The organism is Haloarcula rubra (genome assembly GCF_019599465.1).
Classification (GTDB): Archaea; Halobacteriota; Halobacteria; order Halobacteriales; family Haloarculaceae; genus Haloarcula; species Haloarcula rubra.
The window spans coordinates 247,479-254,161 of sequence record NZ_RKLR01000005.1; the positions used below are offsets into that span (position 1 = coordinate 247,479).

Here is a 6,683-nt window from a genome sequence, read left to right on the forward strand (position 1 = left end):
GTCAGGCCGTCAGCCGGGTCTCGGTCGGCGCGTCCAGTCCGTCGAGCACGCTCTCGACCACCGCGCGTGCGCTCCACCCGTCCGCGCGGGCCCGCGATAGCGTGAGGTGGTGTGCCAGCGCTGCCGGCGCGACCCGCCGCACGTCCGCGGTGGTGACTGCGGAGCGCCCGTGGACGCTCGCCCGCGCACGCAAGAGGCCGAACAGTCGGCGTATCCCGGCAGGCGTGACACCACATTCGACCGCTGGGTGTCGGTGGGTCGCACGGCCGAGGTCGGTGACGAAGCGGCGGTGGTCGTCCCCGACGGCCACCGCGTCGGCACGTGCCCGCCGTCGCCGTATCGCCGCCAGCGTCGACACCCGCTGGAGTGACGAGGGGACCGAAGCGGCGTCTCGGCGGGGGCGGTCGTCTGCCCGGTCCGGGTGTGCTATCAGCCCCGACAGCGCGAACCGGTCGTGGCACGCGTCGGAGGTGCGGGCGCTCTCGGAGCGCCCCGGTGTGGCGACGACACAGAACGGGTCCGGCAGGTCGTGGCGCTCGCCGTCGAGGGTGACCGCTCCCGTCGCCATCGCGTCCTGCAGGACCGACCGGGCGGCGGGTGGGGCCCGACCGTACCCCTCGACGACGACCACGTTGGCGAAAATCGGGCCGGGGACGAAGCCGGTGACATCGTCGCTCCCGTTCGCTACCCGTCCGTCGGTGAGAGCCGCCGGGTCGAACTCGGCGGCGAACTGAACCCGCGAGTACTCGAGGTCCAGCGCCGCGGCGACCCCTCGTGCCGTACGCGCGATGCCGTCAGGGCGGTCCTCGGCCGCCAGAACGTGGGCATCGGCGACGAGACCGGTCAGTAACGTATCCAGCGTCGCGTTGTCGCTGGGGACGACAGTCGACACTGCATCGACCAACGACTCCGCGTGCGTGGCTGTCCCAGCGGCGTCCATACACTGTTGGGCGAACGGACTCGCTTATACGTACCGTCGGTTACGAACGGTGTGGCCGTCGGCTAGCGAGCGCGATAGAAGACGGGATACCGAGCAGGAGCGCGCTCAGTCGTCCGAGGGCAGCGGTTCGCCTGCCCCGTTCGTCGGGGCGGGCGAGGACTGCATGTCGTCGTCCTCGGCGTAGGGGTACCACGTCATCTTCGTGTTGTGCATGTACGGGTCGTGGTAGTCCGTCTCCTCCGGTTCGACGAGGTCGGCGAGGGTGTCCTCGTCGCGGGCCTCGACGAAGTCGCGGAACGTCTCGCCGTCCTCGCGGCGGTCCTTGAAGTTGTTCACGAGGTTCTCGATAGCGCCGGGCACCTCGTCGGCGGGGACGCGCATCTCCACCCAGTCGGCGAAGCGCGGGTCCTCGCCGAGGCCGCCGCCCAGACCGATGTCCAGCGCCTCGACCGGTTCGCCGTCCTTGCGCGTCTTCATCCCGCGCAGGGAGACGTCGGCGATCTGAGGCTGGGCACAGGAGGCCGTACAGCCCGAGAGGTGGATGTGGAAGTCCTCGTGGTCGGCCGGGAGTTCGACGTTGTCCTTGAGCCAGCGGGCGTAGCGGACCTGCCGGTTCTTCGTCTCGACGATGGACAGCGAACAGTACTCCGTGCCGGTACAGGCGATGGAGCCACGCATGAACGGCGAGGGCTCGGGCGAGTAGTCCTCCAGCAGGGGCTCGTTCTTGAGGTCCTCGAGGTTCTCCTCGGGCACGTCCATGATGATGACGTTCTGGCGCTGGGTCAGTCGGACCTCGCCGGAGCCGTACTCTTCGGCGATGTCCGCGAGTTCCAGCGTGTCGTCGGCGCCCATCCGGCCGACGAGGACGTTCAGGCCGACGTAGTAGTTGCCGTCGTCCTGTTCGTGGACGCCGACGTGGTCGTCGTGGCCCTCGTTGCCGCCGGAGTTGTAGGTGTACTGGTCGCGCATGTCCTCGCCCGCCGTCTCCAGTTCGAAGTCGACGAACTCGTCCTGCAGGACCTGTCGCATCTTCTCGGGACCCCACTCGTCCATGAGGAACTTGATGCGGGCGTTGAAACGGTCGTCGCGGTCACCGTACTCGTTGAACAGCGCGGACATGCCGGCGGCGACGTCGGCCGCCTGCTCCGGGGGCACCCAGACGTCGATGTCGCGGGCGAGGCGGGCCTCCTTCCGGGAGAGCCCGCCGCCGACGCGGACGTTGAAGCCGAGTTCGCCGTCCTTCTCGGCCGGTTCGAAGGCGAGGTCGTTGATGTCGCCCTGCCCACAGCCCTCGTCACAGCCGGTGACGGCGACTTTCCACTTCCGGGGGAGGTTCGCGTAGTCGTCGTTGCCCTTGAACGTCTCGTGGAGTTCCTCGGCGACGGGCCACGCGTCGATGTGCTCGTGCTTGTCCTTGCCGGCGACCGGACAGCCGACGATGTTCCGCCAGGAGTCACCGCAGGCCTGCTGGGTCGTGAGGCCGACGGACTCTAGCTTCTCGAAGATTTCCGGGATGTCCTCCAGTTTTATCCAGTGGAGCTGGATGGACTGGCGCGTCGTCCAGTCACAGTAGGCGTCGCCGAACTCGGGGTTGTCGGCGGGGCCGGTGGCGTACTCCTTCGCGACTTCGCCGATGACCTCTAGCTGACCCGGCTTGATGACGCCGTTCGGCGTCCCGATACGCATCATGAAGTACGACTCCTGCCCGGAACGCTGGTGGTACAGGCCCCACCACTTGAAGCGCTCGAACCACGCGTCGTGTTCGTCCTCGGGGATAGACTCCCAACCCTGCTCTGCGAACTCCAGAAGATGCTCCCGAATCTCGTTACCGTAGACTTCGTCTTTCCATTTCTCTACTTTGCTCGGCATGGCTGATTGTGTAGGACCACTAGATACCCAGCCTTATACGACACGCTTTGCCGTCAACCGTATCCCCCACTCCCCGAAACAGGAATATGTTGCCTACTCTCCCGGACGGGCGAGACGGGTGCGCTTCTCCGGGAAATGCACGCTCTCGTGGACGACACCGTAGAAATCACCTGCGTCCGGGTCTACGACGCGCCCGACTATCAGCCAGTCCGTGACCCCGCTCTCGCCACACGCGATACACTGGCCCGCGATGCGAGCCTCGATGTTCGGGTGGTCGACGCCGACCTTGACGAACCCCTCGGCGAGGAAATCGGTCGTCTCACACTCACAGAAGTCGCTCCGCGCCAGCAACCACAGGTCCGAGACGTTCACTTCCCTGGAGTCGTTGACGGATATCCACGCCCCGTCGTCGAGCTGGTGAACGTCGGTCGTCATTACATGTCATTAGGTCCCCCGACTACCTGAGGGCGTCGGCGCTCGCAAGTTTCGCCGGGGCCGGGGCCACCCGGCTCCCGTCGTGCGCCCCGTGTTCCGAGTTATCACGATTCGTGTTCTGTCAGGTGGCGTACAAGGTAGCTGCACGCGTTGCCGGTAAGCCGCAGTGCGGGTGACAATTACAGGAGAGTGCGCCCTTATGATGGTAGGTCTGTTACGAAGGGATACCGACACGCGGCGGCTCACGTCGCCGTGCCAACAGAAACGATGACGAACGCACAACAGACGCACGACGAAACCGACGCCGAAATCGACGAACCGTCCACCGACCACCTCGACAACGTCGAGGACGGGTGTGGCTGCACCGAAATCTGGGAGCACATGAGCGAAGAGCGCGAGAGCGCTTCGGACGACTAACCCCCGCCGGACGGGATACTTTTGTGCGCTGGCCGCCAATCACGTGACGATGCCAGAGGACGCCCCGTCGACCGACCGCGAATCACCGGTCGGGAAGCCGGTCATCCGTGGTGACCCGAACTTCACCGGCCAGCACGCCGACGAGGCCGTCGAATTCGACCCCGACGACCCGGAGAGCCTCGAGCTCGCCGCAGAGACGGTTCGCCGCTTCTCCGAGAACACGGCTGGCGCCGACGACAACGTCTACATGCTCCGTGGCGCGGCGGCGTGTGCGGCGCTCGTCCGCGGCGAAGGGTCCTACAAGGCCGCCGCCGAACGGGCCGGCGGCGAGGCCACCGTCTCGTTCATCCGGAAGTGGTCGCGCGTCCACGACTTACCCCGCTCGATTCGCATCCACGTCGCCAAGGGCGAAATCGCCCCGACCGCGGCCAAACACATCGCCCGGGTCGCCGGCGAGGCGCGCTTGCTGTTGGCGTGGGCCGCACTCGACCACGACCTGACGGTCCGACAGATTCGCTCGGTCGCGAGCAGCGTCAACGACGGCGCGAGCATCGAGGACGCGTTAGCCACCGAGGGGTACCGGTTGGGCAGACTCACCGTCGACGTCGACGTCGACGCCTACTGTAAACTCCGACGGCGTGCGGCCCTCGACGCCACCGACCCGAGTACCGTCGTCACCGACGCGCTGGAGACGACGCTCGACGACGGACCGTAAGGTCTTAACCGCCACTCCCCCCACCGACTATCGAGGGCCGGTAGCTCAGTCAGGCAGAGCGTCTGGCTTTTAACCAGATGGTCGGGGGTTCAACTCCCTCCCGGCCCGTGCAACGAACTGACGAGCGCAGCGAGTCAGTGAGTGAACCGGCAGGAAGGAGTTGAACCCTGGGAGTCACGCGCAGCGAACGAACGTGAACGAGCATGTCTCCCTCCGGTTCAACTCCCTCCCGGCCCGTTGCCCTGCGAACGATAGTGAGCAGTGACAACAACAGGAGGGCGTTGAACCCTGAGAGTCGCAGCGGCCGAGCGGAGCGAGGCCGACCGTCTCCCTCCGGTTCAACTCCCTCCCGGCCCGTTTCCACAGTGGGCAACACGCGAGACGCGGTGCTGCCCTGTTTAGAGACCGATTGATTTACCACGCTCACCGGCGAGCGGTCGCACATGAACACACTCACCGAGCGCTTCGGGAGCCCACTCAAGCCCTTCGGCGTCGCCGCCGGAACGTTCCTCGTCCTCGCCGCACTGGGGACGATTGCCGGTGCGCCGTGGACCACACACGCGACGATGGCGAGCGCAGTGCTACAGGTCGTCGGCGCGGTGTTGATGGCTATCGTCGGGGCCGGACTCGCCTACCTCACGCTGGCAGACGGCGAATAATCCGCGAGAATCGGTTTTTTGCAGTCAGCCGCGAGTCGGGAGGTACGCCATCCCCAGCATCAGGACAGCCGCGATACCGGACAGAATCGAGACGCCCCAGAGCCCGTTCTTGCGCTCGTGGAAGTAGTCCTGTTGGCCGAGTTGCTCCTGATAGGTCTGGTACTCGTCGACGCTGACGACCTGTACCGTGCTGTGGTCGGGGAAGTGTGCGAAGTACTGCTGGCCCTGCAGCGTGAGGTTGCCACCTTCGGTGAGTTCGACAGTGCGGTTACGTGGGGCGATCCACGTGACGGTCGCACTGCTCGCTGTCACCTGTGACAGCGTCGTTTGCTGGACACCACTGTCGCTCTGGTAGGGAATGGTCTCGGACTGCTGGTAGGTCCGAGTCTCCGGTTCCGGGAGCCACTCGCTGACCGGGCGGAGCGTCCCGTTGTCCTCGTAGACGACGTACTGCGTCCCGTTCTGCGTCGCCAGTGAGTCCTCCACCGCCGGGTCCTCGGCGGCGAGTTGTGTCGCGTTCAACTGCTCGGTGTAGGTCACCGTGCTGGACTCGTTGTCCGTCGTGACCAGCCAAGTCTGGTTGTTTATCGACGTCGTCGACCCGTTCTCCAAGGTCCCGGAGTACTGCCACGACTCGTTGGTCCACGAGAGGTCCGCGACCATCGACCCGCCGCCACCACCGTGCCCGCCGCCACCACCGGACATGTGGATATTCGAGACGGTGTAGGTCGTTCCGTCGACGCTGAACGTGCTGTCGTTGCTCAAGCCGTTCGCTTCGAGCTCCACCTCCGGCCGCTGGCTCTCCGCGACGCCAATGTACGTGTAGGCTGCGACACTGACGACGAGGAAGAACGCGAAGTATGCCGCCGCGGCTCGTCGTTGCATGTTCTGACGGTCGGTCGGCGCGCGGTTTAATGATTACTTTTCGACCCCACGAGAGTTACCACGTGCGTAGGGGCGCGCGACCGCACGCCCACTGGTCGCGGACGACGCCGAGCGGCAGTAGTCGCCGACTCGGGACGGGTCCGAGACTGGTCGTCCACTCTCGACTCTGTCAGTCGTTTGCCGACGTCGGTCTGAAAAGCCAAGGGCCGGATTTGAACCGGCGATGGGCGGCTCTGCAGGCCGCTGCGTTAGGCCGGACTCTGCCACCTTGGCGCGAATAGACGTAGTGAAGTCGGTCGCTTAAGGCTAGCGAATTCCTCTAACCTTCTCCTTCGGACTGCCCCGGTTCCCCGACGCCTTCGACCGGAACCACATTGAAGATGGACGTCTGTGCGTCCTCCGCGGAGTCGAACTGGTCGCTCCCGATACGGTCGAGGACTGCCGCGAGTGGTTCGGAGCCGTCGGCGTAGACGAGTGTGACGTCGTCGAACTGCGACCGCATCGCATCGGCCGAGAGAGGATACGACGCGCTCTCGAGCAACTCGGTCAGTTCGTTCAGTTTGACCTCGTGTGTCATACAGACGGCTCTCTCGGGAGTCGCATAGTTACCTACACCTTATGAAATACAGAAAGCCCCGCGGAGAGACGACTCTCCGCGAGGCTCGAAATGAATAAGGTATGAATGGTGGCGGCGAACCAGCTTTCCCAGAGGCTCGCGCACTCCAGTACTCCCTGGAACGCTGGCGGGCTTATCTTCCGTGTT

Annotated in this window: 8 protein-coding genes, 2 tRNA genes and 1 rRNA gene; 4 read left to right on the forward strand and 7 right to left on the reverse strand. The window is 65.3% G+C overall.

Annotated features, from left to right (window positions below; all coding sequences use genetic code 11):
- Window position 1 precedes the first annotated feature (1 nt).
- The 3 genes from EGH21_RS14590 to EGH21_RS14600 all read right to left on the reverse strand — a co-directional run bounded on the left by EGH21_RS14590 (window position 2) and on the right by EGH21_RS14600 (window position 3,244).
- Window positions 2-940: an AAA family ATPase gene (locus EGH21_RS14590; protein WP_220619219.1), complete on the reverse strand. Its 939-nt coding sequence runs from the start codon at window positions 938-940 to the stop codon at window positions 2-4.
- A gap of 105 nt (window positions 941-1,045) precedes the next feature.
- Window positions 1,046-2,809: a nitrite/sulfite reductase gene (locus EGH21_RS14595; protein ID WP_220619220.1), complete on the reverse strand. Its 1,764-nt coding sequence runs from the start codon at window positions 2,807-2,809 to the stop codon at window positions 1,046-1,048.
- Window positions 2,810-2,902: 93 nt separating this feature from the next.
- A complete protein-coding gene (locus EGH21_RS14600) occupies window positions 2,903-3,244 on the reverse strand; it encodes a DUF8134 family protein (RefSeq protein WP_220619221.1) in 342 nt (113 codons plus the stop codon).
- A 252-nt stretch (window positions 3,245-3,496) separates the two neighbouring features.
- Here EGH21_RS14600 and EGH21_RS14605 point away from each other — a divergent pair, with 252 nt between their 5' ends.
- From EGH21_RS14605 to EGH21_RS14620, 4 genes are all read left to right on the forward strand, one after another.
- On the forward strand, window positions 3,497-3,661 hold the full coding sequence (locus tag EGH21_RS14605; RefSeq protein WP_188996909.1) for a hypothetical protein: 165 nt from the start codon (window positions 3,497-3,499) through the stop codon (window positions 3,659-3,661).
- Between the two features lie 49 nt (window positions 3,662-3,710).
- Window positions 3,711-4,376 (forward strand): DUF7119 family protein, encoded by a 666-nt coding sequence (locus tag EGH21_RS14610; protein ID WP_220619222.1) that lies wholly within the window; start codon window positions 3,711-3,713, stop codon window positions 4,374-4,376.
- Between the two features lie 34 nt (window positions 4,377-4,410).
- Window positions 4,411-4,484: transfer RNA gene (locus tag EGH21_RS14615), tRNA-Lys, on the forward strand.
- A 335-nt stretch (window positions 4,485-4,819) separates the two neighbouring features.
- Window positions 4,820-5,035 (forward strand): DUF8123 family protein, encoded by a 216-nt coding sequence (locus EGH21_RS14620; protein ID WP_220619223.1) that lies wholly within the window; start codon window positions 4,820-4,822, stop codon window positions 5,033-5,035.
- 24 nt (window positions 5,036-5,059) lie between these two features.
- On the opposite strand, the gene EGH21_RS14625 is transcribed toward EGH21_RS14620, so the two are convergent.
- The 4 genes from EGH21_RS14625 to rrf all read right to left on the reverse strand — a co-directional run.
- Window positions 5,060-5,920: a hypothetical protein gene (locus EGH21_RS14625; RefSeq protein ID WP_220619224.1), complete on the reverse strand. Its 861-nt coding sequence runs from the start codon at window positions 5,918-5,920 to the stop codon at window positions 5,060-5,062.
- A 197-nt stretch (window positions 5,921-6,117) separates the two neighbouring features.
- Window positions 6,118-6,193 (reverse strand) — tRNA-Cys (locus EGH21_RS14630).
- A 46-nt stretch (window positions 6,194-6,239) separates the two neighbouring features.
- Window positions 6,240-6,497: a DUF5789 family protein gene (locus EGH21_RS14635; RefSeq protein WP_220619225.1), complete on the reverse strand. Its 258-nt coding sequence runs from the start codon at window positions 6,495-6,497 to the stop codon at window positions 6,240-6,242.
- A 106-nt stretch (window positions 6,498-6,603) separates the two neighbouring features.
- Window positions 6,604-6,683: ribosomal RNA gene (gene rrf, locus EGH21_RS14640) — 5S ribosomal RNA — on the reverse strand; the annotation flags it as partial.